Source organism: Diplocloster agilis, from assembly GCF_019042275.1.
GTDB classification, from domain to species: domain Bacteria; phylum Bacillota; class Clostridia; order Lachnospirales; family Lachnospiraceae; genus Diplocloster; species Diplocloster agilis.
The window spans coordinates 40748-63194 of sequence record NZ_JAHQCW010000012.1; the positions used below are offsets into that span (position 1 = coordinate 40748).

At 49.4% G+C, this 22447-nt stretch carries 23 protein-coding genes and 2 tRNA genes; 5 read left to right on the forward strand and 20 right to left on the reverse strand.

What is annotated here, in order from left to right:
* Positions 1–33: 33 nt before the first annotated feature.
* The gene (locus tag KTH89_RS09015) at positions 34–1227 is read right to left on the reverse strand and encodes a hypothetical protein (RefSeq protein WP_238721437.1); all 1194 of its coding nucleotides are present in this window, start codon (positions 1225–1227) and stop codon (positions 34–36) included.
* Positions 1228–1524: 297 nt separating this feature from the next.
* Between KTH89_RS09015 and KTH89_RS09020 the strand changes: the two genes are divergently transcribed.
* Positions 1525–2394, forward strand: a complete 870-nt coding sequence (locus KTH89_RS09020) for a ketose-bisphosphate aldolase (protein WP_158345639.1) — start codon at positions 1525–1527, stop codon at positions 2392–2394.
* A 46-nt stretch (positions 2395–2440) separates the two neighbouring features.
* Positions 2441–3304, forward strand: coding sequence for a MurR/RpiR family transcriptional regulator (locus KTH89_RS09025; RefSeq protein ID WP_158345640.1), 864 nt, complete (start codon positions 2441–2443; stop codon positions 3302–3304).
* 190 nt (positions 3305–3494) lie between these two features.
* On the opposite strand, the gene KTH89_RS09030 is transcribed toward KTH89_RS09025, so the two are convergent.
* From KTH89_RS09030 to KTH89_RS09120, 19 genes are all read right to left on the reverse strand, one after another.
* A complete protein-coding gene (locus KTH89_RS09030) occupies positions 3495–3728 on the reverse strand; it encodes a polya polymerase (protein ID WP_158345641.1) in 234 nt (77 codons plus the stop codon).
* 99 nt (positions 3729–3827) lie between these two features.
* Complete coding sequence (locus tag KTH89_RS09035; RefSeq protein ID WP_238721438.1) at positions 3828–4661, reverse strand: CvfB family protein; 834 nt, start codon at positions 4659–4661, stop codon at positions 3828–3830.
* 89 nt (positions 4662–4750) lie between these two features.
* Entirely contained in the window at positions 4751–5455 is a 705-nt protein-coding gene (locus KTH89_RS09040) for an acyl-[acyl-carrier-protein] thioesterase (RefSeq protein WP_158345643.1), read from the reverse strand.
* A gap of 125 nt (positions 5456–5580) precedes the next feature.
* Positions 5581–5652: transfer RNA gene (locus KTH89_RS09045), tRNA-Gln, on the reverse strand.
* Between the two features lie 300 nt (positions 5653–5952).
* Positions 5953–7284: a replicative DNA helicase gene (gene dnaB / locus KTH89_RS09050; protein WP_158345644.1), complete on the reverse strand. Its 1332-nt coding sequence runs from the start codon at positions 7282–7284 to the stop codon at positions 5953–5955.
* A gap of 12 nt (positions 7285–7296) precedes the next feature.
* Positions 7297–7743 (reverse strand): 50S ribosomal protein L9, encoded by a 447-nt coding sequence (rplI, locus tag KTH89_RS09055; RefSeq protein WP_238721439.1) that lies wholly within the window; start codon positions 7741–7743, stop codon positions 7297–7299.
* Entirely contained in the window at positions 7744–9792 is a 2049-nt protein-coding gene (locus KTH89_RS09060; RefSeq protein ID WP_158345646.1) for a DHH family phosphoesterase, read from the reverse strand.
* Positions 9793–10102: 310 nt separating this feature from the next.
* Positions 10103–10366, reverse strand: a complete 264-nt coding sequence (gene rpsR / locus KTH89_RS09065; protein WP_158345647.1) for a 30S ribosomal protein S18 — start codon at positions 10364–10366, stop codon at positions 10103–10105.
* Positions 10367–10407: 41 nt separating this feature from the next.
* Entirely contained in the window at positions 10408–10863 is a 456-nt protein-coding gene (locus KTH89_RS09070) for a single-stranded DNA-binding protein (protein WP_158345648.1), read from the reverse strand.
* Between the two features lie 30 nt (positions 10864–10893).
* The gene (gene rpsF, locus KTH89_RS09075; RefSeq protein WP_158345649.1) at positions 10894–11181 is read right to left on the reverse strand and encodes a 30S ribosomal protein S6; all 288 of its coding nucleotides are present in this window, start codon (positions 11179–11181) and stop codon (positions 10894–10896) included.
* A gap of 127 nt (positions 11182–11308) precedes the next feature.
* Complete coding sequence (locus tag KTH89_RS09080) at positions 11309–11491, reverse strand: DUF951 domain-containing protein (protein ID WP_158351244.1); 183 nt, start codon at positions 11489–11491, stop codon at positions 11309–11311.
* Positions 11492–12223, reverse strand: coding sequence for an NAD-dependent protein deacylase (locus tag KTH89_RS09085; RefSeq protein ID WP_330656665.1), 732 nt, complete (start codon positions 12221–12223; stop codon positions 11492–11494).
* Between the two features lie 30 nt (positions 12224–12253).
* A complete protein-coding gene (srtB, locus tag KTH89_RS09090) occupies positions 12254–13129 on the reverse strand; it encodes a class B sortase (protein ID WP_238721440.1) in 876 nt (291 codons plus the stop codon).
* A 162-nt stretch (positions 13130–13291) separates the two neighbouring features.
* Positions 13292–13365 (reverse strand) — tRNA-Met (locus KTH89_RS09095).
* Between the two features lie 299 nt (positions 13366–13664).
* Positions 13665–15950: a hydratase gene (locus KTH89_RS09100; protein WP_158345652.1), complete on the reverse strand. Its 2286-nt coding sequence runs from the start codon at positions 15948–15950 to the stop codon at positions 13665–13667.
* Between the two features lie 164 nt (positions 15951–16114).
* On the reverse strand, positions 16115–17278 hold the full coding sequence (locus KTH89_RS09105; RefSeq protein WP_158345653.1) for an ArsA family ATPase: 1164 nt from the start codon (positions 17276–17278) through the stop codon (positions 16115–16117).
* 20 nt (positions 17279–17298) lie between these two features.
* Complete coding sequence (locus KTH89_RS09110) at positions 17299–17553, reverse strand: hypothetical protein (RefSeq protein ID WP_158345654.1); 255 nt, start codon at positions 17551–17553, stop codon at positions 17299–17301.
* A gap of 55 nt (positions 17554–17608) precedes the next feature.
* The gene (locus KTH89_RS09115; RefSeq protein WP_158345655.1) at positions 17609–18790 is read right to left on the reverse strand and encodes an ArsA family ATPase; all 1182 of its coding nucleotides are present in this window, start codon (positions 18788–18790) and stop codon (positions 17609–17611) included.
* 129 nt (positions 18791–18919) lie between these two features.
* A complete protein-coding gene (locus tag KTH89_RS09120; protein WP_238721441.1) occupies positions 18920–19411 on the reverse strand; it encodes a MarR family winged helix-turn-helix transcriptional regulator in 492 nt (163 codons plus the stop codon).
* Between the two features lie 191 nt (positions 19412–19602).
* Here KTH89_RS09120 and KTH89_RS09125 point away from each other — a divergent pair, with 191 nt between their 5' ends.
* The 3 genes from KTH89_RS09125 to KTH89_RS09135 all read left to right on the forward strand — a co-directional run bounded on the left by KTH89_RS09125 (position 19603) and on the right by KTH89_RS09135 (position 22246).
* Complete coding sequence (locus KTH89_RS09125) at positions 19603–20520, forward strand: LytTR family transcriptional regulator DNA-binding domain-containing protein (protein WP_158345657.1); 918 nt, start codon at positions 19603–19605, stop codon at positions 20518–20520.
* A gap of 161 nt (positions 20521–20681) precedes the next feature.
* Positions 20682–21524, forward strand: a complete 843-nt coding sequence (locus tag KTH89_RS09130) for an ABC transporter ATP-binding protein (protein ID WP_158345658.1) — start codon at positions 20682–20684, stop codon at positions 21522–21524.
* Positions 21524–22246, forward strand: a complete 723-nt coding sequence (locus tag KTH89_RS09135) for an ABC transporter permease (RefSeq protein ID WP_238721442.1) — start codon at positions 21524–21526, stop codon at positions 22244–22246. Before KTH89_RS09130 ends, KTH89_RS09135 begins: the two co-directional genes overlap by 1 nt.
* Positions 22247–22447 lie beyond the last annotated feature (201 nt).

A 22447-nucleotide genomic window follows, 5' to 3' on the forward strand; every position in this document is an offset into this window, starting at 1 on the left:
CGCCTTCACACACTCAGGCAAACACTTGCCGGGTTAAACGGACGCGGGAACCTCCGGATTGTTATTCGCGAAATTCTGCAGGATCACCAACGGTTCATAACTGCTGGTGTTGGTAATCACCACACCGTCATTTGCCGTCTTCTCGGATATAAAAAATTCATCCCCCGAGATATCATCGAAACGCAGCAGTCCGGGAGCCTCGCACTCAAAATTGCCGAACCTTCCATGCCCCTGGACAACCAGCGCGCAGTAACAGGCCTTATCCCGAAGCTCATAGGTCTGACCCGGAAGTATGGTAGTCTCTTTCGCGGCTATCCACTCATTGGCGTAAGCAACCCATTTTTCAACTCCTGCGGTTGTTTCGCATTTAGTCTTCGGAGCCCGGAAATACGTCTCTTTATAATCCGGCCGGGTACTTTCTTCCCAGTCGATCTGTGCGAAGATCGCGTCAAGATCTTCTTTTTCTTCTTTCGGGGCGCAGTCGGTCAGAAGATGATGCGGATTTACCTCCCCCATGGTCACGTTTTCCATTATGGTATTTACATCGCTGTTCCACTGGGGCTCATAGGTCACCAGAGACGCAGGGGCATGGATTACCCCCGCAGGTGTATACCATCCGGTCCCCAGCCGGATGCGGTACGCCCTGGAAAGTTCGGTGATCCGGTTATCGCGGACATCGTAGTTACGCAGGCATTCCATGACCTCTTCCTTTGTAGTGGAGGGATCAAACCCGAAATAGGTCAGAGGAAACCGGCCCAGATAGGCGTTATACTGCACCGGAAAATAATAGGCTTCCGGCTTCCCGTGCATACCGATCCGGTTTGCCTGCTCTTCCTTAAGATGAAGGTGATGAAACAAAGGCTTTTCATAATCATAAATCTTAGCGAAAGTCGGCCACGTCCCATAGGCCTTTTGGAGGTCTGCCCCAATCAGGTCGGCCCCCAGTTCTTTGACAAAGTCGGCAAACAGGATCCTGGAACCGGATGCCCGGTCGGCCAGTACAAAGCTCATCCCCTCCGTGGGTCCGGTCTTGGGTCCGTTAAGCGCCACGGTGACGCTTCCCAGCCAGCGTTCGCAGATACCTCCCCGATCCATACCGAATGCATAGTAGTCATCCGGATGCAGCCTAAGCCTGTGCCCCGGTTCATTGAATCCCCGGGGGACCCAGGTTGGGGTCAACTGTAATATTCCACCACCGTTATGAAATACCTTTTTAATTTCGGACATATCAAATTACCTCCTGATTATATTTGCGTACCGTCTGTTCCAATTTCCGCTTCTATTTGAATACCATGTTGAAAAAATAAAATTTCACGAAATGGGGATTTCTGCTTTGATATTAGCATGATATACAGGGAAAGTAAACAGGATATAAAATAAATTTTCACGAAATCATTGACAAAGATAGAGTATATCCGCTAATATAGAGCTATAAGGGTGGCAAAAGGTTACTTATACTTAGAAATGGGGGTTTCTAAGAAAAAATATTTCAGAGAAAATTTATTTCAGGAGGAAAGAGTTATTATGTTAATGAACATGAAAGAGCTTTTAGCGGTGGCAAACCAGCACAATTTTGCAGTTCCGGCCTTCAACATCGGTACTGGACAAATATTAAATGCTGTTGTAGAATGTTGTGAGGAGAAAAAAGCGCCTGTAATATTAGCCCTCCATCCCGATGAGCTGTCCTTTCAGGGTGACAGCTTTGTTTCAATGTGTATCGACCGGGCCAACAAATCCCATGTCCCCATGGTAATTCATCTGGATCACGGGAGCACGGTCGGACAGATCCAAAGAGCGATCCGGGATGGATTTACTTCGGTTATGATAGATGCTTCCCATCTGCCTTTCGAAGAAAACATCGAAATCACTAAAAAAGTCGTGGCCATCGCCCATCCTCTCGGCGTATCTGTGGAGGCTGAGTTAGGCACCATCGGCACGACCCAGGGTGATACGGAAGGCGGTACGGACCATATTATCTATACGAACCCGGCTGACGCGGTGCAATTTGTAGAGAGGACAGGATGCGATACCCTGGCTGTGGCGATCGGAACCGCCCATGGCATATATCCTCCTGGTTTCAAACCCGAATTAAAACAGGAATTATTATCCGAAATAAAGAGTAAGGTTTCGGTACCGCTCGTTCTTCACGGCGGGTCCGCGAATAAAGATTCTGAGATTGCGGAGTCGGTCAAGCGCGGAATAAACAAAATCAACATATCTTCCGATATTAAAGACGCTTTCTATCAGCAGCTTAGGATAACGCTTAACAATGATTCAAAAATCAGAGAGCCTTTTGAACTTTATCCGGATAGTGTTGCCGCTATGAAGAAGATCATTTATCATAAAATCGAACTTTTCAATGATGACGATAAGATGAAGTATTATACGCTGTAAGCCAGACTGTACAGATGACTGCGGATACCGGGCCGATGGAGGCTGCATGGAAGAACATAGAACAGTGTTAGAGAATATCGATCTCTATTATGACCAGCTTTTTATCGCAGAAAAAAAGGTGGCCGACTGTATCCGGAAAAATCCGCAGAAAGCGGTTATGCTGAACGTAACCGGAATGGCCACCGAAAGCGGCGCCAGCGAAGCGACCGTGATCCGGATGTGCAAACATATCGGCTATCAGGGATATTACCAGATGCGCCTGATCCTGTCGGGGGATCTGGGAAGGGACGGCCGGTTCAAGGACGGCAATACAAGCCCTGACATGGATTCCGTAAAGCAGGTATTTGAACAGAGCGCCCGAAATATCAGCGCCATGATTCCCCGGCTGGAGTCCGGGCTGCTGCTGGAATGCGCCTCTATCATCAGCAAGAGCAGACTGGTCTACGTGGTCGCAGTCGGCAACACCATTCCGATAGCCCTGGATCTGAGCTTCCGGCTGGAACGTTTCGGAATCGCTTCCTACTGTACCGCCATTTCGGAACATTTTCTCAATCACATCAGCCTGGGAAAGCAGGACGATGTGTTGATCGCCATATCCCGATCCGGAATATCTAAGCAGGTTCTGCAGGCTGTTAACGTAGCCACAAAAATCGGAATGAAAATCATCGCCATTACAGCGGAAGAACATTCCCTCTTATCCAAAGATGCGGACTATGTTCTGCTTTCTGCCGCAGAAAACAGTCTGTTCGGAACAAAAGGGCCGGACTCGCCCCTTTGTGAGATTGCGGTCAGCGATGCGCTCTTGTATTTTATCAAACACCGGGAAAAGATTCGGATGGACAGTCTGCCGGAGGGTTTGGATTCCCATTTAGACGAAATCGAACTGATACTCGCAGAAACAAAATTATAGGTATACTTAACAGTATCCCATTAACACATGCCCTTCGGGCAGGTTCGCAGCATTCGCTGCTCAATCATGTATACTTAACAGTATCCCATTAATACATGCCCTTCGGGCAGGTTCGCAGCATTCGCTGCTCAATAATGTATAAAAAAATGCCGTGATCCCTTTCAATGAAACTTGGGTTCACGGCATTTTCTCAACCATTGATCATGAATGCTACCAATTTATCAATGTCTTCCTTTTCGTAAGCGATGATCTCTAATTCCGGGATCTCTCCGTTAGAAAAGATATTTGCCATCGATACATACTGGGAAAGCTTGGATTTCAGGTTCAGTCTGTCGCCTTCGCCTGTTACTAACTCTACTTTACCTTTACAACTGTCCACTACCTGGAAGAATTTATCAATATCAGTTATGTTTTGGACTTTCATTCAATTCTCCTCCTCTCTTTTTATTCTACCTACAGTATAGCTGAAATCAGCGGGAATGCAACTATTTTTTGCAACTTTGTGAATCTTTGTTGATATTTGTTACTTTAATAGAATCTCATTATCGGTTATTTCCACTTTCCCGGCTTTTAAAAGTCTGCCCACCGCCCGTTTAAAGGCATTTTTACTTAAATGGAATTCCTTTTTGATCACTTCCGGCGACACTTTGTCGTTAAACGGGAGCTTTCCGCCATAACCCTCCATCACTTTCAGGACGGTTTCCACATCCGCGTCCATCTGCAGATAGGCCTTCTGGCGCACGCTTAAGTCCATCTTGCCGTCTTCCTTCACCGCGGTCACACGGGCGCGCACCCGGTCCCCCACATGGAATTCCCCGAAGCATTCCTTCGCCGGTATCAGCGCGGAGTACCGGTCGTCCACCGCCACAAACGCGCCGAACCGGTCGCTCAGCTCGTAGACCGTGCCTTCCACCGTATCGCCGATGGTATAAGGCGTATGCTTCGACAAGTATTCATAGATCTTCATTGTGGCGCACAGACGGCTGCTTTTATCCTCATACAGGGTCACCAGCACTTCGTCGCCCTCGCTGACCTTCGCCGTCTGCTCCTTAAACGGAAGCAGCAGATCTTTTTCCAGCCCCCAGTCTAAAAAAGCGCCGATCTTACCGGTCTCGGCCACCTTAAGCCTGGCAACCTCCCCGATCTGCAGCAGGGGCCGGCTGGTCGTGGCGATCAGCCTGTCCTTGGAATCCTTATAGAGAAATACTTCAATCGCATCTCCATGCTCCAAGTCTTCCGGCACCTGCCGGACCGGCAGCAATACCCGGTCTTCCGCATTTTCCTGTTCTCCCAGGTAGGCGCCGAAATCCACTCTTTTTACCATCTTCAGCGTCTGCCTCTTACCTAATTCAAACATCGTCTTCCTCCGTCCCGTGCATCTCATGCACAAAACCATCCGCTAATGCGGCGCAAGGCCACATTACGGTTACTTCACGTTTCCTTCCTCTATCTCATCAGTTGAACCACTGCGTACGGATTCTTCTGTCCGTCACACAACAGGACCGTATCGCTTTCGTCCCCTCTGTGAATCTCAGGAAATATCATATCGCCCAGGACCGCCGCTTTTCGGTATTCCGCGCGCATTTCATGAACCGGATAGATCTGCGGAATGCATTCTCTCGCCATCTGGATGTACTGCGCATTATTTACATGCTGATTCGTATCAATATGGTACTTGCGCACCGGGAATTCCTCCACCGGAACACAATCCTTCGGCACAGTCACCTTCCTGGGCGCGTAATTCATCTCAAGCTTCGGATCCTCTCCGTAAGCCGCCACGTCCGCCTCCCCGATCTTCGTGGGATGCCCGGTCGATGTATCGATAAATGCCCAGATGGAATTGGCATACGAAAGCCGCTCCCCATCCTGTCCGAACAGGGCGAAATTACGGTATCCGTAGAACAGTTTAAAATCATAAGGCCAGGTCGCCACCACAATCCTCTCCCCAAGCCCCGGATACCGTTCTACCACTACCTGCCAGGAGCTTAACAGCCAGGCCCTGTGCTTTTCCTTTAAGTGCTCCACTCCAAGCCCCACATCTTCCGAATGAAACGTACTGCAGTCCTGGAAATAATTCAACACCCCATTTAAGGTCAACAGCCCATCGGCCCCTACTTCACTGTATCGCACTCTGCTCTCAAACTGATACATTCTTACGCCCTCTTTCCGGCCATTTCGCCTATAGGTCACTTATATCTGTAAAAAAATCGGTCTTCAAATGTTTTCCTATATAGAAAAAAGATTGTCCTAATTGATTAAGACAACCTTTTCTTAACCTGGGCTACAAGGATTCGAACCTTGAAATGACGGAGTCAGAGTCCGTTGCCTTACCATTTGGCGATAGCCCATTAACGCTCAACAACGTGTATTATACATGATCCTTTTTTGAATTTCAAGCCCTTTTTTTAAAAAATTTCCAAAAAAATATTTTTTTTGGGTTTTTTACTTTTCCTTTTACTTTTCGGAGTCTTTTTCCGTACCCGGTTGTTTGACGGGGTTTGTGGAAATGGGGATTGTGAATGCGCAGGGAGGCTCTTTGGGCCGGCATCCGGGGACAGGCACCTTTCTCCCGTTGTTTCTTACGGGTTTGCTTTTCTGCCGAAAGGAGCCAGTCCCCTCTCTGATCCGTTAAGCTGCTTGGGGCGGGGTTATTTTGCCATGTTGGCGAACTTGGTGTACTGGGGCAGCCAGGCCAGGTTGACCGTACCGATCGGGCCGTTTCTTTGTTTCGCTATGATAATCTCCGCCATGTTGGGCGTTTCTGTGTCTTTGTTGTAATAGTCGTCCCGGTAAATGAACATGACGACGTCGGCATCCTGCTCGATGGCCCCGGACTCACGCAAATCGGAGAGCATCGGCCTGTGGTCGGGCCGCTGTTCCACGGCACGGCTTAACTGGGAGAGGGCGATGAGCGGGACGTTTAGCTCCCTGGCCAGTTTCTTCAGGGACCGGGAGATATCGGAGATCTCCTGCTGGCGGGAATCCGTGCCCCGACCGCTGCCGGACATCAGCTGCAGGTAGTCGATGATAATCAGGCCCAGATCCTGCTCCAGCTTGAATTTCCGGCATTTGCTGCGCAGCTCGGCTATGGTGATACCGGGGGTATCATCGATCATCAGCTTTGATTTTCCGATCACATCCACGCCTTCGATTAGTTTTTCCCAGTCCGCGTCGGACAAATTACCGGTACGGATCGACTGGGAATCCACCCTGGATTCCAGGGCGAACAGACGGTTCACCAGCTGTTCCCGGGACATCTCCAGGCTGAAGATAGCAGTGGGTACGTTGGCCCGGAAAGCCACGTGCTGGGCGATATTCAGGACGAACGCGGTTTTTCCCATGGAAGGGCGGGCCGCTACCAGAATCAGGTCGGAGTTCTGAAGGCCGGACATCTTGTAATCCAGATCCAGGAAGCCGGTGGGGATGCCGGTTACGGTTCCCTTTGTCTTGGAGGCCAGATTGATCTTCTCCAACGCGTCCAGAACCACCTGGCGGATCGGGACAAAATCTCCGGAATTCCGGGTCTGAAGCAGCTCGAATATCTTCTTTTCCGTATCCTCCATGATGTCTTCCACTTTATCCTTCGCCAAAAAACAGGCGTTGGTGATCTCTTCCGTGGTCTTGATCATCCGGCGGAGAAGGGATTTCTCACTGACGATATTGGCGTAGTATTTGACATTGGCCGAAGTGGGCACTGCCGTGATCAGATCCCTGACGAATTCCAGGCTGCTGACCTCCGGCGGCACGTCCTTGGCCTTTAAGCGGTCCTGTAGGGTGACCAGGTCCACCGGTTTTCCTTCATTGTACAGCTCCACCATTGTCTCAAAGAGGATACCATATTGGCTCTGATAGAAATCGTCACCGCATATCAATTCCGATGCGATGACGATAGCTTCTTTGTCCATAATCATAGAGCCGATCACTGACTGCTCTGCCTCGATGCTGTGGGGCGGTACTCTTTTTATGAGTGCTTCATCCATAAAGGATTCCTCCTAAGCTTCTTCCACGATCACTTTCAACTCAGCGGTTACTTTCGGATGCAGCTTGATGGGCACTTCGTGGGTGCCGACGGTCTTGATCGGATTCGGCAGCTGCATCTTTTTCTTGTCGATATCCAGTCCGATCTGTTCTTTCGCGGCCTGCGCAATCTCTTTGGAGGAGACGCTTCCAAAGGTCTTTCCGCCTTCTCCGGTCTTAACGGAAAGCTTAATCTGTGCTTTTTCGATCTGGGCCTTCAAAAGCACCGCTTCGTCATATATCTCCTGCGCCTGCTTTTCCTCGTGGGCTTTTTGTAATTTCAGATCGTTCATATTTTTAGTGGTTGCTTCCACACCCAGTTTCTTCGGTAAAATAAAATTCCGGGCGTAGCCGTCATTGACATTGACTGTGTCGCCTTTCTTTCCCAGTGACTTTACATCCTGCAATAAAATTACTTTCATTTATAACGCTCCTTCTTCTATCATTTGATCCAGTGTATTTTTCAAATATTCGATCGCCTGCTCCATGGTATAACCCGTAAGCTGCGCGCCTGCGATGTTCATATGGCCGCCGCCTCCCAACCGTTCCATGATCAGCTGGACGTTCACCTCGTCGATGGACCGGGCGCTCAGGTATATTTTGTTGTTGTATTCCGTCAGCACGAAGGAAGCCTTGATCCCTATGATGTTCAGCAGCTCATTGGCCGCCTGGGCGCCTACGATGGTAGGGCTCTCTATGTTCTCATTGGGACAGACCGCGATCGCAAAGGCATCCCTGTAAACCTGGGAATGACGCACCGCTTCCGCCCTGGCCTTATAAGCTCCCATGTCGTTCCGGAACAGCTTGCGCACTCTGGTGACATCCGCGCCGCAGCGTCTTAAGAACGCCGCAGCCTCAAAGGTGCGCACGCCCGTCTTGCTCATAAAGTTGTTCGTATCAATGATAATCCCCGCATAAATGCAGTCCGCTTCCAGGTTCTTGATCTTAATTCCCTCTTCAAAATACTGAAGGATCTCAGCTACCATCTCACAGGTGGAGGAAGCATACGGTTCGATGTACGACAGGATCGCGTTGGATATCACCTCAGCCCCCTGCCGGTGGTGATCCAATACCGCGATGGTCTTGGTCATATTTAACAGGCGCGGGCATTCCGTAAAGCTGGGTTTGTTCGTGTCCACCACCACCAGCACCGTATTATTATCCACCAGTTCCTCGGCACGCTCGCCGGGGATAAACATATCCTCTTCATATTCCGTGGGATTTACGATAAACCCTTCCATCATAGGCCGGATGGAAGTGGTCACCTCATTGATGACAATATAAGCGCGCTTGTTTAGCACCCTGGCCGCGCGGTAGATACCCACAGCGGCTCCGAAGGAATCCACATCGGTGATCTGATGGCCCATGATGACCACCTTATCCTTGCTCTCCATAACCTCCCGCAGGGCATGGGCCTTCACTCTGGCCTTGACGCGGGTGCTCTTCTCCACCTGCTTGGTCTTTCCTCCGTAGTATTCTAGCTTCTCGCCCTTCTTCACCACGGCCTGATCTCCGCCGCGGCCCAGGGCCAGATCTATGGCAATACGGGCATACTCATAATTTTTGTTGTAGCTGTCGCCGTCCATGCCAAGGCCGATACTTAACGTAATAGCCATTTCATTTCCTATATTAACCGTCTTCACTTCATCCAGCAGATCGAACTTATTCTCCTGGAGCTGGGCCACATATTTGTGTTTGAATACCACGAAATATTTATCCTTCTCCAGCTTTTTCACCAGTCCGTCATAGCCGGAGAAATATTTATTCACCCGCCGGTCCACCAGCGCGATCAGCAGGGATCTTCTGACTTCCTCCACGCTTTCCAGCGCTTCTTCAAAATTATCAATGTAGATCAGGCCGCACACCAGCCTCTGTTCTTCATTTTCCTGAATATAGCGGTTAATCTCCGTCTCGTCATAGAGATACAGGGCAACCAGATAACCCTCATAATCCGGGGCGTCCACCAGTGTGTTGGACTCCGCCATCTCTTCCATTCCCACGTATTTTAAGTCCGCCCGGAAATCCCTTTCCTCCAGATGCACGTGCATGGTTTTCATCTCGTCCTGAGCCGGAAGCTGCTGCTGGGTAATCTCCGAAAAAATATTCGTCACAGACCGCCGGTAGGTCCGCTCCCGCTCCGTCACTTCGCTGAAGGCGTGATTCATCCATATAACCTTCCCCTTCTCGTCCAGAAGCGCATAGGGAATCGCCAGCTCCTTCAACAGTTTCTTCTGAACCTGTCCGTACTGGGTGGCAAATGAAATAAGTTCATTGACGATCAGCGGCTTGTTGTATATATAAAGGACGAATACGACCAGAACATAGACGATAACAAAAGCCGTCATCAACGCGCCGGCCCGTAGATCGATCACATAGATCCATATATTCATCAGTACAAGCAGAATCGTCAGCAGCAACGGCCATCGCATATAGGATTTCAATTGTCCCTTTAATCGGATTTTCTCGTTCATGCTGTTTCTCCTATAAAACACAGGCGGAACTTCTCAAATCTCCGCCCTCCATATATAAAATATTTATCAGTCTGCACAATGCGAATTCTGATAAACTGTATTATATCATTTTTTGAAAGATTATGGAACCCTTAAGATTTTCTTTAGCCGCCTTAAGGTTTACTTATAATAATGATTTAGAGAGGGACCGGCACCTTTCGGCCGCAAAGCAGAACCTTCAGGAGCCGCATAGAGAAAGGACCTGTCCCCTCCCATTAGGCGCGTTTTTTCATGGGGCAAAAAGGGCCGCCCATCGGGCAGCCCATCCTTTTTAATCAACCGTATACGGCATCAGAGCGATATGTCTTGCTCTCTTGATCGCAACCGTCAGCGCACGCTGATGCTTTGCACAGTTGCCGGTAATTCTTCTGGGAAGAATTTTACCTCTTTCAGAGACATATCTTTTTAATTTGTTTACATCCTTGTAATCGATCTCGTTGTTCTCTTTACCACAGAACACGCAGACTTTTTTCCTTCTGCGGCCGCCGCGTCTCTTCATCGGACCACCCTGGCCATCAGGTCTGTTATATGCCATTGTTCATTACCTCCTATCAGATTAAAAACCGCTCAATTTCATCAGTTAAACGGCAGCTCTTCATCGATTCCATCCGGAATATTCATGAAGCCGTCACCAACCGCCTGGCTGGGTTCCGGTCTGCCCGCATCCTGAAATCCACCTGCATTAAAGCCCCCTGCATTATTTGCACTGGAGTTTTTGCTTTCAGCGAATTCAATGTCATCCGCAATGATCTGTACGGAATAGACTTTCTCGCCGTTTCTGTTCGTATAATTGTCATTCTGGACACGGCCGCTCAGCAGCATCCGCATTCCTTTGTGGAAATAACGCTCTACGAACTCGGCCTGTTTGCCGAATGCAGTACAATTAAAGAAATCCGTATCGGTATCGCTGTTACGGCTGAACCGGCGGCTGACAGCCAGTGAAAATCTGGCGATCGCCATGGAGTTTTCTCCACCGGAATACCGAACTTCAGGATCTCTGGTCAAATTCCCCATTAAAATAACTTTGTTCATACTGACTCCTCCTATATGTGCACAGTCGTCTTATTCACCCTGTTTTACGCACAAATAGCGGATTACATTTTCCATGATCCGGATACGTCTCTCGATCTCTGCCGGAGCATCAGAATCCGCCTCAAACTGGATAAAGTAATAGAAGCCTTCTCTCATCTTCTGGATCTCGTAGGCCAGTCTCTTCTTGCCCCATTCGTCCACTTTGGTGATGGTTCCGCCGAAGCGTTCCACGTACCCTTTGATCTTTTCGATGGTAGCGACTCTCTCTTCGTCTTCAATCTTTGCAGTTAAGACGACTGCCAATTCGTACTTGTTCATGTGTTCTTACACCTCCTTATGGTCTTTGGCCCCCTGTCAGCGCAGGGAACAAGGATTAAATCATCGGTTCCTTGCGGAACGAATAATATATCACGAGCTACTATAATAGCACAGATTGTCCGTGATTTCAAGGTTTTTTGCGAAGATCTTTCGTGTTTTTTTCCACTATTTTCCTGGCGATCATGATCTGATGTCCGCATCCCATGCATTTCAGACGAAAGTCTGCTCCCACCCGGAGTATTTCCCACTCCTGGCTGCCGCAGGGATGCTGCTTTTTCAGTTTTACGATATCTCCCACTTCATAGTCCATCTATCTGCCTCCATGTACCTGTATCTGGCTCATAATTTCTCCGATACTGCCCTGTACCAGCAGGTCCGCCTTATAATCCATGCCGGTGGGCGCCTTATTAATCAGGACCAGTTTGCCGCCTCTGTAATAATCGATCAGTCCGGCCGCCGGATATACGACCAGAGACGTGCCTCCGATGATCAGAATGTCCGCTTTTTCTATATATCTTACGGCTTTGGAAAGGATCTTCTGATCCAGTCCCTCTTCATATAATACTACATCCGGCTTAATCTTGCCGCCGCACTCGCAATGAGGCACCCCCCGGGATTCCGTAATAGCCTCAACCGGGTAGAATCGGCCGCAGCGGGAGCAGTAATTGCGCAGCACGCTTCCGTGCAGCTCCAGCACCTCCCGGCTGCCCGCTTTCTGGTGAAGGCCGTCGATATTCTGGGTAATCACCGCCCGCAGCCTGCCCGCCTGCTCCAGTTGGGCCAGTTTCTTATGGGCCTCATTGGGCACGGCATCCAGGTAGAGCATCTTGTTCCGGTAGAACCGGTAGAATTCTTCCGGCTTTCTCTCATAAAAGGTACGGCTCAGCATCGTTTCGGGCGGATAGTCATACTCCTGATGGTACAGTCCGTCCACGCTTCTGAAATCGGGAATGCCGCTTTCCGTCGACACCCCCGCGCCTCCGAAAAATACGATGTTATCGCTGCTGTCGATCCACTCCTGTAATATTTTGATGCTATCCACTATCTTCACCTCTTATTCAGGCCGTTTCTGTTACAGCCTCTTGGCGTGAACCACAAAACGCACGCCCTTGTCTTTGGTACAGGTGGACAGACTGACAATCTTATCATCGGAAGTCACCGCCACCCCGGTATCATACAGAGATAAATCTTTGATCGTCTGAAGGTACGACGCATAGCTTTCCTTGGAGCCAAACCCGTTGGTGTAGGTCTCAGACTCCGGCTCCGCCTCATGGCAGGAGAAGATCTGATACATGTAATCCCCCTGAGGAGTGTAGATCCAGAAGAACTGGTTCGCCTCATAGTAGGACTGGTCCTTATATTTTTTCAGCAGTCCGAACATGGAACCGTTTTTCATGTTATGTCCGTAGATGAAGGTGTTATCATCCTGGAAATCCGGGTTGTTTGTGTATTCCACAAAGATAGCGCCCACGCTGTTTCTGGTGTTTTTCACCGTATGGGTCAGGTAATAATCATTGTCCCCGGTCTGAACCACCGGATAGTTGATATCGATATTTTCAAACTCGATCCAGCCCACGATATCTGAATTAATGGCCTTCAGCTCGTCAAAACTGGCTCGGGATATGGTCTCGGTCAACGGCTTCTCGTCCTCTGTCTCCGCCGCGATTCCCCCCGACGCTTCGATCTTTTGGGGTTCCGGTTCTTCTTCCGAAATATATTGTTCCAGTTCTTTGTATTCATCGGTACCCTGTTTGTACCCCACAAAGATGGAGACCAGCTGCCAGGCGGCAAACAAAAATACCAACACAGCGATCACAAGCACTGCCTTGCTGGCTGCCGACCACCCCTTTCCGCTCTTTTTCCCCTGCGAGTGTTTTTGCGGCTTATGCTCCTCTTCGCGTTTTTCTCTTTCTTCCTTTATATCATCATCAAGATCCAGAATGTCCATTAGGCTCTCCTTTCTTGCCGTTACTCATTAGTTTCTGCGCAGCCGTAGTAAATCTTTTCTTATCAAATATACCACATCTTCTTCCATATTAAAATAGCTTACCGCTTACTATCAAGAATTTTCCATATAAAAAAAACAGCCTGTTCATAGGCTGTTCTATAGTAGCGGGGGTAGGATTTGAACCTACGACCTTCGGGTTATGAGCCCGACGAGCTTCCAGACTGCTCCACCCCGCGTCGCTTGATGCTTTATTAGTATAGTACGTTTCATTGGTAATGTCAAGTTTATATCTTATTATATGCCGGAATTTCAGGAATTATTCCTGATTTTCCGGCTTGCGATGGAATACATCAGGGACAGGCGCAAGCCATTCCTGGTTGACAGAAAGCCCCATTCCATGGGGCTTTCCGCCGTTTCGAATCGATTTGCGCCTGTCCCTTTTTATACTCTTTTCGTTTTATGTTAACTTATTTCGGAGCTCAATCTTTTTAATTCATTCTCAATTATTCAGCCTCTGTAATTCACCCTCAATCATTCAGCCTCTGTAATAATTGATCAGGCAGCCTTTGAGAATGATACTGCGCTCGTCGTCGGTTAGCTCGCCTAATTTTAATTCGAATTCTTTCAGACCGCCGCTTACTACGTAGGCCTTGAGCTGTCCCTTCTTCTGCTCGATCACTTCACGGATGCCCGGGATGAACAGATAGTCCCCGTTTTTGAAGGGGAGATCCCCTTTTTCGATCAGGAAGGGCAGCATACCCCAGTTGATCAGGTTGGAACGGTATCTCTTGGTCGCGTATTCGTTGGCGATGTTAGCCCATCCGCCCAGTACCTTCTGACAGGATGCCGCCTGCTCTCTGGCGGAGCCGTCGCCGGGTTTCACGGCAAAGATGGTGCTTCCGATCCCCACATTTCCTTCGCCCACTTCCGGATATTGGGTGTGGATCGCCTGGAAGACGGGTTTTAACTCTTCCAGAACGTCCAGCGGACAGGTGCCGGCTTCGATGGCTTTTTGCGCCTTCTGAACTTCCTTGGCGCGTCCCACGTAGGCGGGATCTTTTCTGGAAAGCGTGAACTCAGCCAGACCCAGAGGGTTGGAACGGTAGGATGAGGTCTCTCCGGAGGGGATCAGCTCATCGGTGGTTGTTACGGGATCGTGGATTTCGGAAACCACTTTTAAAACCATATTCTCAGGCAGCGCGGACATGGCCGGCCAGTCCTTAATGTTGGGGCCGAACTTGATCTCTACGGACGGATCTGCCACTCCATGGCTGTCAAAGATTCTGTTTTGGTAAATTGTCTTGTCAAAATGATATTTCGGGCCGCGGTATTCCACATCCAGATCGGTGGCCGCGGTCAGGTAACCCTGATTGGCCGCCGTGGCGGCGATGGAACGGGCATCCATCAGCGCTACGGAAGAGATCTGTCCGCTCTGCAGCTTGGAACCCTCCCTGTTAGGGAAGTTCCGGGTGGTATGGCGAATGGAAAATCCGTTGTTGCAGGGCGTGTCGCCCGCACCGAAGCAGGGCCCGCAGAACGCGGTTTTCACTATGGCGCCGGTCTCCATCAGGTCGGCTATACAGCCGTTTCTCACCAGCTCCATATAGATCGGGGTGCTGGCCGGATATACGCTCAGCGTAAATTCATCGGCCCCAATGCTTCTGCCCCGGACAATGTCCGCTGCGTCACAGATATTCTCAAAGCCTCCGCCGGCGCATCCCGCGATGATACCCTGGTCCACATACAGTTTTCCGTTTCTTACCTTATCCCTTAATTTGAAATCCACAGCGCCGTCCAGGCTGACCAGCGCCTTCTTCTCACATTCCTCCAGGATATCCATCAGGTTCGCGTTTAATTCCTCTATCGTATAGGTGTTGCTCGGATGGAACGGCATGGCGATCATCGGCTTCACCTGGCTCAAATCCACATAGACGCACCCATCGTAGTAAGTTACGGCTCCGGGATTCAGCTCCTTGTATTCCTCCACCCGTCCATGGATGTCATAATATTCTTTTACCTTCTCATCCGTCTTCCAGATCGAGGACAGGCAGGTCGTTTCCGTGGTCATCACATCGATGCCGATCCGGAAGTCCACGCTCAGCTGATCCACGCCGGGCCCGACGAATTCCATCACCTTGTTATTCACATAGCCGTTGCCGAACACTTCCCCGATGATGGCCAGCGCCACGTCCTGGGGACCGACGCCTTTATCCGGCGTCCCCGTCAGATATACCGCCACGACTCCCGGCATATTGATATCATAAGTCTTGTTCAAAAGCTGTTTCACAAGCTCCGGTCCGCCTTCTCCCATAGCCATGGTGCCAAGCGCGCCATAACGGGTATGGCTGTCCGAACCCAGAATCATCTTTCCGCCGCCGGAAAGCATCTCTCTGGCATACTGATGGATAACCGCCTGGTGAGGGGGTACATAGACGCCGCCGTATTTCTTAGCGCAGGTCAGGCCAAACATGTGGTCATCCTCATTAATCGTACCGCCCACCGCGCACAGGCTGTTATGGCAGTTGGTCAGCACGTAAGGCACCGGGAACTTCTCAAGACCGGAAGCTCTCGCCGTCTGAATGATTCCCACAAAAGTAATATCATGTGAAGTCAGCTTATCAAACTTAACCTGCAGCTTTTCCATATTTCCCGAAGTATTATGATCCTTCAAAATACCATAAGCCATGGTGTTTTTGGCCGCTTCTTCCCTGGTCGCCGTCTGTCCGTACTTATTCTGCAGAACCGCTGCGGCCTGCGGGCCGTCCTCAACCAGTTCCGTCCCGTGAACCAGATATACTCCGCTGTCATAAAGTTTTACCATAAAAACATATCCTCCTTCAACACGTTAATAAACGCTTAGTTTCAAAATGCTAAAAACAGCTTAAGGCATGCCTTATCGCCATTTTGGCTCCACAGCCATCTAACATTATACATCATTCTCCTTTAAAACGCATCAAAAAAATAATCCCGGCCTTCCTCCAAGCCTTAAGCCTCGAATTTAATCACAAAGTAAACTTCATTATATTGCGCCGAAAGGATGGGCTGATGACGGCATTCCAGCGGAAGCGGAAATCTTCGTGTCTCGTTTCTTACGCTTAAGATTAATTCTTCCTCGCTTTGTTTCAGATCCAGATCCCCTTTGTCCGCAAAAGGCAGGAAGATTTTTATGGTTAGACAGCCCGGCTCTTTTTGAAGATGAAAGATTTCTTTTTTAAAAAGAATAGCGGAGGGATCGGTGTCCCTGAACAACTGACGGCCAAGGGCCAGAAGCTGGGGAACGGCGCGGGCCTCCTGAGTCTGCAGCTCCAGATAGAAGCGGGGGATTTCCGAGAAGCTTTCCCGGATTTCCCGCAGCCCGTCTTCCTGGCGTTCGATCCATTTGCTGAAGTAACCTTCCATAGCCCTGGCGGGATAGATTCTGTTGATGATGACGGCATCTACATTGTAGCCGAACAGGTACAGGCAGGTGAAGGTCCGCCTGGTCTCCTGAATGACTATCTTTTCGGGCGTGGTTACCAGGCGGATGCTGAGCGTGTCTTTGTCCGACAGCAGAGCCTGAAGACGCTGCATTTTGTCCATCACATATTCGATATCGTCAAATACATTGTCCGCGGGCATTGGAATTTTCGTTATTTTTTCTATAGCCGGTCCGGCGATTTTGGCGCTTTTACGCTTAAAGGGGAGGATTTTTTCCATAAAGCCGGACAGCATCTCGGGATATTTGAGAAGGGAAAGGGTCTCTCCTGTAGGCGCGCAGTCTACGATCAGGACATCCCAGCTTTTTTGTTCGTAAATATCCAGGATTTTGAACATGGCAAATAGTTCTTCCAGCCCCGGGAATACCAACAATTCTTCTACCTCGATCCCGCCATTTCCCTTTATGGTAAGCATTTCCTTCAGATAGCTTTTCAGATGTCCCCAGCTTTTTTCGTTTTCGGACAGCGTATCGATTTCCAGGGCGTCCAGATTTTCCTGTATCTTGGTTATTTCTCCGCCTATTTTTTTATCAAACGCGTCTCCCAGACTATGCGCCTGGTCCGTACTCATGATCAGTACCTTTTTTCCTGATTCCGAAAGCCTCAGGGCGGTGGCCGCCGCCGCCGTGGTCTTTCCCACTCCGCCTTTTCCCGTATAAATGATAATCCTCATCTTCGGAACCTCCTTCTATTTCAATTTTCGTCTATATGAATCTTTCTCGCACCGCCGGACACATCTCCCGCCTCTCCCTTTCCGTCAGGTTCTTCCTGCCGGAAGGAATGAATCAGCTGCGCCCCCCATGAAGCCAGGCTCTCCGCCGCCAGTGCTTGAAACTCCCTGCCGATGATTTCCAGATGGGGAACCGCCTGTTCCGGAAAGAGAGCCTTTATTGCCAGCCATTCATAGTGTTTTGCTTCTTTTATACGGTCTGCATTGCTTTTATTCATCGTTTACCTCCATGGCGCGTTATTTTACACGTAAAGCTGCGGGTGATTATTTCCATCATTGCGTACCGGCATCTGATTCCTGCCGGAAGCTAAGGCGGAGCTTTCCTTCTTCTAATCTGGCCGAAGTGATCAGATAGCTTTTCAGCGTATTGGGCAGCGGAATATTCCTCTTATAGTTTCCCAGACGGATTGCCACGTCTGTCTCGGTCTGATAGACTTCCAGGTCCTCCTTTTGGGCATTCGGCATGAATACGGTCAGGATATATCCGTCCTCCACCTGCTCAAACTGTTCCCTTCCGCCCTGTATCGCGGATCGAAACACTTCTTTCCCTGACAGCGCGTCTTCACAGATCCGCTCCACCGCCTTCACACCCCTGACTTCTTCCTCATACCAGGGAATGCAGCATACGGGCAGCTCCGCGAAGCTCTCTTTCAGCTGGGCAATATATTTTTTCTGGATGTTCAGCCACTCGTCAAAGAAGGGGTTGCCGATGTTCTCCGGAATCACCCGGTTGATATACAGTCCGTCTACGTTAAAATTATACAGGTTCATGTACATATAATTTCGCTTTGTCTCCTCCACCACCATTTTTTCAGGCATCGCCACCAGCCGTATGCTGGTCGTATTCCGGTCTTTTAAAAGTTCCTGGAGCCGGATCAGCTTCAGATACATCCGCTCGATATCGCTCATGGCCTGCCGGTTCGGAAGCTCCAGTTGAAACAGCCGCTTTGAGACCGGCGACAGTACCCGCATTGCCACCTTTCCTAGCGGAAACAGCTTCTCCATGTACCAGGAAAGCAGCTCTGGAAATTTTAGCAGCGACAGGGTCTCTCCCGTCGGCGCGCAGTCTACAATAATCCTCTCATAAACGCCGCTGTCCCAGATATCCGCGATCTTCAACAGGGAAAACAATTCTTCCATTCCGGGAACCATACCGAAATCCTCCATATTCTTACCGCTGCTGTCCGGCAGCATTTTACCGATACATGAAAGAATATCCCGGAAATCCTGTTCCATCACATAATTGGGGTCGATCTCATAGAGATCCAGGTTCTCCTGCTGACGCACAGGTTCTTTTCCCAGCTTCCGCTCAAATACGTCTCCCAGATTATGCGCCATGTCCGTACTGACCAGCAGCGTACGCTTTCCCTCCCCGGAGCTTAATACCGCGTGGGCGGCCGCCACACTGGTTTTCCCCACGCCGCCTTTTCCTGTAAAAATATAAATTCTGCTCATCCTGTACCTCCTGCTCTTATACCAAACATTTTCGGTTCTCAGATCTTTTTCATTCCATTAATTCAATAGCTGAATATTTCGATTCTCGAAGTATATGTCCCGGCAAAAGGGCCATATACGCAGCCCCTTTTAACTGATCGGTATTTTCCTCACTTTGCGCCTTTGCGTCTTCTTCTCTTTTTCTTCCTTCATGACCACCTTTAACTTATCCATCATGCGGAAGAAGAGTTCCATCTCTTCCCGGCTGAAGTTTTCCAGGACTTTCCTGCCATAATACACCATCTCGCTTATGATGGACTGAATCTGTTCCGTTCCTTTTTCGCTGAGCCGGATCGTCACGACTCGTTTGTCTTCCGCGCTGCGGACTCTCAGAACGAGGTCCCGTTTCTCCATCCTTCCGACGATACCCGTTGCCGTGTTCAGCGGCACATTCATATATTCCGCCGCCCTCGTCATGTTCACTTCCTTCTCCCGATACAAAAGCCACAACAAAAACAGCTCATTCTTGGAACAGTCCAGCAGGATATTCTGCCAGATCTCCGGAGCCAGCAGCTCCTTCACCTCATCCACATATGCCGCGATATTCTGTTCTATTTCCAGTCCTATCTGATTATTCTTCATCTGCCCCACCATTTACTTCATCATTCGAACTAATTTAATTCTACGCCCGAACTATTTATTTGTCAACCTTTCCCGCGCATAAATTCCTGAATTTTTCCACTTACTGTCAGATAAAATCGCAGTTTCGCACTGTACAAGCCCTCCGTCTTATAGTATGCTTCTCTTAATCAAATGATAAAGAAGGAAACAGAATGGCTTCAATCATACAGGAATCTATCGAAAATCTTATGAATAATCTGGACACCTGCGGCTGTCTGCATATCGAATGCAACCAGGAGATTATGGAAGAATTATTTCTATATATAAAGGAATATATGCGGGGCAGAAACGCGGCGTACATTACCCTTCAGGAGAAGGGCTATGAGCGGGATACGGTCCGCCATTATCTGCGCTTTTTCCACGAGCTGTTCGGGGAGACCCGGGACCTGGATACCGTGATGGACGCCTTCGGCCTGCTGCCTTTATCCCGGCGGCGGATGAGGGACTTAAAACCAGGGGAATGCATGAAGACTCAGCTGGCCCGCATCAGTATGCAGCAGGCGGAGTTTTGTTTTCTGGAAGAGCCGCTGCTGAATCTGGACGAGGACGGAACCAGGAGGGTTCTGCACTGGATGGAAGAACAATGCGGCAATGGCGTCCGCTTTATTACCGCCCATTCCTCCCTACGCCACACCCTGCTGATGCCCGGAACCGCCTTTTACTATGAAAACGGCGCTTTTCACCAGGCAGAGCACGAGGAGGAGGATTCTGAAAGCCTTGAGGAAGGCACCTTCGAAGTATTAAAGATTCCGGCCAAGTCCGGCAGCCGTGTCCTGTTGTTTGACCCAAAAGACATTGATTATGTGGAAAGCTCCAACAAAAATAATTACATATCTGTCCGGGGAGAACTTTTTCTGGTGCAGCGCACCATGGACCAGCTGGAAGAAAATCTGAAAAAATCCGGATTTTTCCGCTGCCACCGTTCTTATCTGGTAAATCTGCAGAAGGTGGAGCGGTTTGAAAAATGGACAAAGAACAGTTATGTCCTGGTTCTGAATAATCAGGACAACAGCCAGATTCCACTGTCCAAGGGACGGCTGGCGGAGTTAAAAGAAACCTTCCAATGGTAGTTTTGGGTCTCATATTTCTTCTCAATCCGTCCGGCCGCATGCTCCATTCGTCGGAAAACAGGCTCTTTCGGTCTTTGAAAACCGCCGTCTGTTCGGAAACGCTTGAAATCATTTCCCGATATGGCATAATGGTGAAAAACTTAGAAAAGGAGACCTGCTATATGGACGAAATGATTTTTTTAGAAAATGTCTGCCTTCGTTTTGGCCCCGCATTTTCTCTGGATCATATCAGTTTCTGTGTAAAGCCCGGCGAAGTATTTGGATTCCTTGGGCCAAGCGGAGCCGGAAAAACTACCACCATCAAATTATTGACAAGACAGCTGCAAAAAGAGGAAGGGACAATCCGCGTACTGGGAAAAGACATCGGTTCGGTCACCCGGGAGGATTATGACCGGATCGGCATACTGTCCGATACGAACGGACTCTACGAGCGGATGTCCATTGAAGAAAACCTGTTGTTTTTCGCCAGAATCCGGAATGTATCCAGACAGGAAGTAGATACCATATTAAAAAGGATGAATCTGTCGGCTTCCCGCAAGACCCTGATCAAGAAATGTTCCAGGGGAATGCGTCAGCGCACCGTACTGGCTGCCGCGATCTTACATAAACCGGAGCTTTTATTCCTGGATGAGCCTACCAGCGGCCTGGACCCGGCCAACATCCACGAGGTCCACATGATGCTTCAGGAGTTAAACCAAAGCGGTACCACGGTCTTTTTAACCACCCATAATATGGAAGAAGCCGACAAACTCTGTAATCGGATCGGGATTCTGAACGAAGGGAAACTGATCATCACCGGATCACCCGAAGAGTTGAAGCTTGCGTTCGCTAAGGATCAGATCCAGGTTCTCACGAAAGCCAAAGAACTTCTGACCTTTTCCAAGGACCGCGAGGGAGCGGAAAAAATTATGGAACTCATTGCGTCCGGCCAATGCCTGACGATCCATTCCCAGGAGCCGAACCTGGAAGAAATATTTTTACAATTGACGGGGAGGGGACTCTGATGAATATCTCACTACGCAAATGGAAAGCTTTATTTAAAAAAGATCTCTCTGACTATCTGAAAAACCCGGCGATGTTTATAAGCAATCTGATACCGTTAATGTTCGTCGTATTGTATAACATACTGCCTCTCGATGTAGGCGGGGACAAGTCCCTGTTTATCCTGACCGTCGGTATGCTCTTAAACTCCTGTATGTGCGCCATCCTGGTTCCATCCACGTCAATCGCGGAGGAAAAGGAAAAGTTCACCCTGCGCACCTTGATTTTATCCAATGTCAGCGCGGCCGAATTCTTTTTGTCCAAGATCAGCACGGGTATCGTTATCACTATGGTGGGCAACCTCTTGGTATTCCTGCTTACCAAAACAGCGCTTGCCAATCTGCCAGCTTATCTGTTGTTTACCCTCCTGGGAACCATTTGCCTGGTCATGGTAAGCGCGGTCATAGGCGCTGTCTGCAGAGACCAGATGAGCACCAGTATTCTGCAGGTTCCTATCATGCTGTTGCTGCTGATTCCTTCCATGTTCTCCGGGGCAGTCAAACTGTTTCGCTATATCTCTTACCTTTCGCCTATCGACGCCTCGTTGCATCTCTACTATAATACGGTGAACGGCGAGCTTTTTACGGGAAAATCAGCGCTTCGGTTCTGTATCATTGTGGTCTGGATCGTAGGGGCCTCCTTATTATTCAGCTTTATTTACAAGAAAAGGGGCTTCGATAACTAGAGGGTTTTTCCTCAGGTTTGGGTATGCCTGCTGCTTCCGGCTGGGTATCCGCTTAGCGGAATCAAAAAGCCGGGTTCAGGATGCACGGCGGACTTCACGTCCGACGGGCAAGAGCCTATTCACCGGGAACACATCAGGTGTTCCCGGTGAATAGGCTCGGTTCCTGAACCCGGCTTTTCGATTCCACTTAGCAGATACCGC

Bases quoted from the DNA above. Each gene is read 5' to 3' on its own strand.
- KTH89_RS09015 (WP_238721437.1), bottom strand. From the start codon at position 1,227: ATGTCCGAAATTAAAAAGGTATTTCATAACGGTGGTGGAATATTACAG.
- KTH89_RS09020 (WP_158345639.1), top strand. From the start codon at position 1,525: ATGTTAATGAACATGAAAGAGCTTTTAGCGGTGGCAAACCAGCACAAT.
- KTH89_RS09025 (WP_158345640.1), top strand. From the start codon at position 2,441: ATGGAAGAACATAGAACAGTGTTAGAGAATATCGATCTCTATTATGAC.
- KTH89_RS09030 (WP_158345641.1), bottom strand. From the start codon at position 3,728: ATGAAAGTCCAAAACATAACTGATATTGATAAATTCTTCCAGGTAGTG.
- KTH89_RS09035 (WP_238721438.1), bottom strand. From the start codon at position 4,661: ATGTTTGAATTAGGTAAGAGGCAGACGCTGAAGATGGTAAAAAGAGTG.
- KTH89_RS09040 (WP_158345643.1), bottom strand. From the start codon at position 5,455: ATGTATCAGTTTGAGAGCAGAGTGCGATACAGTGAAGTAGGGGCCGAT.
- dnaB (WP_158345644.1), bottom strand. From the start codon at position 7,284: ATGGATGAAGCACTCATAAAAAGAGTACCGCCCCACAGCATCGAGGCA.
- rplI (WP_238721439.1), bottom strand. From the start codon at position 7,743: ATGAAAGTAATTTTATTGCAGGATGTAAAGTCACTGGGAAAGAAAGGC.
- KTH89_RS09060 (WP_158345646.1), bottom strand. From the start codon at position 9,792: ATGAACGAGAAAATCCGATTAAAGGGACAATTGAAATCCTATATGCGA.
- rpsR (WP_158345647.1), bottom strand. From the start codon at position 10,366: ATGGCATATAACAGACCTGATGGCCAGGGTGGTCCGATGAAGAGACGC.
- KTH89_RS09070 (WP_158345648.1), bottom strand. From the start codon at position 10,863: ATGAACAAAGTTATTTTAATGGGGAATTTGACCAGAGATCCTGAAGTT.
- rpsF (WP_158345649.1), bottom strand. From the start codon at position 11,181: ATGAACAAGTACGAATTGGCAGTCGTCTTAACTGCAAAGATTGAAGAC.
- KTH89_RS09080 (WP_158351244.1), bottom strand. From the start codon at position 11,491: ATGGACTATGAAGTGGGAGATATCGTAAAACTGAAAAAGCAGCATCCC.
- srtB (WP_238721440.1), bottom strand. From the start codon at position 13,129: ATGGACATTCTGGATCTTGATGATGATATAAAGGAAGAAAGAGAAAAA.
- KTH89_RS09100 (WP_158345652.1), bottom strand. From the start codon at position 15,950: ATGGTAAAACTTTATGACAGCGGAGTATATCTGGTTCACGGGACGGAA.
- KTH89_RS09105 (WP_158345653.1), bottom strand. From the start codon at position 17,278: ATGAGGATTATCATTTATACGGGAAAAGGCGGAGTGGGAAAGACCACG.
- KTH89_RS09110 (WP_158345654.1), bottom strand. From the start codon at position 17,553: ATGAATAAAAGCAATGCAGACCGTATAAAAGAAGCAAAACACTATGAA.
- KTH89_RS09115 (WP_158345655.1), bottom strand. From the start codon at position 18,790: ATGAGCAGAATTTATATTTTTACAGGAAAAGGCGGCGTGGGGAAAACC.
- KTH89_RS09120 (WP_238721441.1), bottom strand. From the start codon at position 19,411: ATGAAGAATAATCAGATAGGACTGGAAATAGAACAGAATATCGCGGCA.
- KTH89_RS09125 (WP_158345657.1), top strand. From the start codon at position 19,603: ATGGCTTCAATCATACAGGAATCTATCGAAAATCTTATGAATAATCTG.
- KTH89_RS09130 (WP_158345658.1), top strand. From the start codon at position 20,682: ATGGACGAAATGATTTTTTTAGAAAATGTCTGCCTTCGTTTTGGCCCC.
- KTH89_RS09135 (WP_238721442.1), top strand. From the start codon at position 21,524: ATGAATATCTCACTACGCAAATGGAAAGCTTTATTTAAAAAAGATCTC.